Source organism: Pseudoalteromonas sp. MMG006, assembly GCF_018101025.1.
Taxonomy (GTDB): domain Bacteria; phylum Pseudomonadota; class Gammaproteobacteria; order Enterobacterales; family Alteromonadaceae; genus Pseudoalteromonas.
Genome location: NZ_JAGJEJ010000042.1, coordinates 1 through 2,413, shown reverse-complemented (window position 1 = coordinate 2,413; position 2,413 = coordinate 1). Strand labels below are relative to the sequence as shown.

3 protein-coding genes are annotated in these 2,413 nt (G+C 36.7%); all 3 read right to left on the bottom strand.

The genetic code is table 11. The features are described 5' to 3' along the window. Positions 1-83: 83 nt before the first annotated feature. On the bottom strand, positions 84-1,337 hold the full coding sequence (locus J8L73_RS19090) for a DUF3644 domain-containing protein (protein ID WP_211019452.1): 1,254 nt from the start codon (positions 1,335-1,337) through the stop codon (positions 84-86). 131 nt (positions 1,338-1,468) lie between these two features. Further along, on the bottom strand, positions 1,469-1,840 hold the full coding sequence (locus J8L73_RS19085; RefSeq protein ID WP_211019450.1) for a hypothetical protein: 372 nt from the start codon (positions 1,838-1,840) through the stop codon (positions 1,469-1,471). Positions 1,841-2,000: 160 nt separating this feature from the next. Next, positions 2,001-2,291, bottom strand: a complete 291-nt coding sequence (locus J8L73_RS19080) for a hypothetical protein (RefSeq protein WP_211019448.1) — start codon at positions 2,289-2,291, stop codon at positions 2,001-2,003. Positions 2,292-2,413: the final 122 nt, after the last annotated feature.

Here is a 2,413-nt window from a genome sequence, read left to right as displayed (position 1 = left end):
GCTTAAGCGGACTAAAATTGTTGGCTATAATGTGTAGCGGAGCGAAACTTAACCAACTGTTTTAGCTCCGTTTAAAGCGCTTGTTAAATGGCTTGTGCTTTTACTTCTGACATTTTTTGTTTGTTTTTTAATTCTTTGATCAAAAAACTCACCCACTTCATTGAATATAAGTAGTGGTCAAAACCTTCGATATAACTCGAATATTCACCTTTAAAAGTAGCATCAACTTCTCTAGGTCTTGCTTCATAAAACTTCCAGCACTTCGTATGCAGAGTCATATTAAACCCTTTGCTTTTCTTAGCGACTAATTCAACAACTTTTGACGGTTTTAATTTAAAAGGGTTTTCAATACCTTTAATAAAAGCAACACCTTGCTCATAGTTTGCGACTTCTTCATCACTCAAGTTATTTACATTTAAAAACTCTACCGCAATGTCAGCTGACGTAGCATGATTACCTAATTTCGGCACCAAGAAAGCCCTAATTCTATATTTTTGGCTTTGAACAACATCATCGTTTAGGTCATTTCTATAAGTTTCCATGTATTCACGAACAACTTTATAATTCTCTTTTTGCAGTTGTTTTAGAGAATCAAGTTGAGCTTGCTCACTGATTCTGGTTAATTGCATCGCAATAGCTAAACTTGCAGTCAAAGCGTGGTCATCGCCAAATTCTTCGACAAGCAAAGTTTCAAAATTGCTTAATGCCGATTGGCATTCTCCACAAACAGCTAAATCGATAGCTGGTAAACTTCTATGCTCAATCTTGTTCCTTAAGCCAATAAGAAATTTAATATTGGCTTTTTCGGCATTTGACTCACCTTGCCAGTAAGCATCACTACACTCACCAAGTTCCCAAGCTTTCTCTTCACCATCGATCAGTATTGGATTGCCATTGTTGTCTAGGTAGAAATAATCAGAACCTCGCTTTTCAAAGATTGCGTGAAATAGTGATGTATAAGCAATAACTATATTTACAATAAAACCATAAGTCTTAAATTCTGTATACGGGTTGTTGTAAGTGGAAACAGCAAGTAAAGCGAATTCTTTCGCTTTATGAACCAAAATTCCTTTTGTTGATAGGTCGGTTGTTTTTTGAAGTTTTTGGCTATGTACACTCCGGAACTCTTCTTTACTAAGATATGAAATGCCGGAGCTAGAATATTGAGTTCCATCTTTTACCACATATTGATGCCAGCGTTTAGAAGGATATGTACTACATGTACCTGTACTCCAACCTGTAGCTTCAGCTAATTGTGCAATGGTAAATGCTTCTGTTTCTTTTTCTTTTGTTACTAAAAAATCGTAAGCTAAATCAACTTTATCGTATCTACTCATTGCGCGATTCCATGTGCCATTAACGCCTTGCTAAGCGGAAAATAATGGTTGGCTATAATCGCGAAGCGATGGCCAACTGTTATTTTTCCGTTTAAGCAACTTATGTGGACTCCCATTTATCAACTCACGTCTTAAATGTTTTTAGAAAAGATGTTTCCTGACTGATATTTTGATGAATATGTTGGAGTTCCATCTGCAATATATTCGAGTAATGATAGAGTGTTTTTTTCATTCTTTTCTTCGAGCGCTTTTTTAGATAACACTTGACCAATATTATCGTCAGCTAAACCAAGTTGATGCCCTAAAGTATTCATTTCTTGCTGTAACTTTGGCAATACATCATTGTTTATTTGAGTTACTGCTTTAGCATAACCTTCACGCTGCTCAGCGGTGTCAGCAGTCTTTGCTAATTCCGCATATTTAGCAGCAGATTTAGTCAAGCCATTTACATCACCGACACGCATATTGTAACCAAAGAAAAGATCCATTGTATTAATATTCATTTGATTTCCTTATTTATGAAGAAAAAATAAAACAAGCAATAAATGCACCATAAGGTGCGGCTATACAGCTAACGCCGTTTTAAGTGGCTAAAAATAGTTGGCTAAAATTTGTGAGGCACGAACAAAGCCAACTGTTTTTTGTCCGACTTGAAAACCCTTGTTAGGTTTCATCATACGCTATGAAGTTTAAATCATAACCGTACGGATTTTCCTTAGGTGGTTGTTCTGGTTCTGTTTTGTATGTTTCAACTTTGCCTGATACATTAAACCCAACATGATCTCCGATACTTTTGATCATATCGAGGGTTTCATCTAAATCTGTAGCCCAAGCTTTCATAGACATCACAGCATTGCCCGGTCGGCAATCAAAACCATCAACAAGTTCACCCGCTACACCATCGGCTATAATGGTGTAATGAGAATACGGAGTTGTTTCCTTCCCGTACCTCAATTTTAATTTCCAATCTGTTTCGTCTTGCACTGAACCTTCCTTGAAACCTAACGCTTTGCTAAGCGGCAATAAAATAGTTGGCTAAAATTAGCGAGGAACGAGCAAAAGCCAACTGTTTTTTG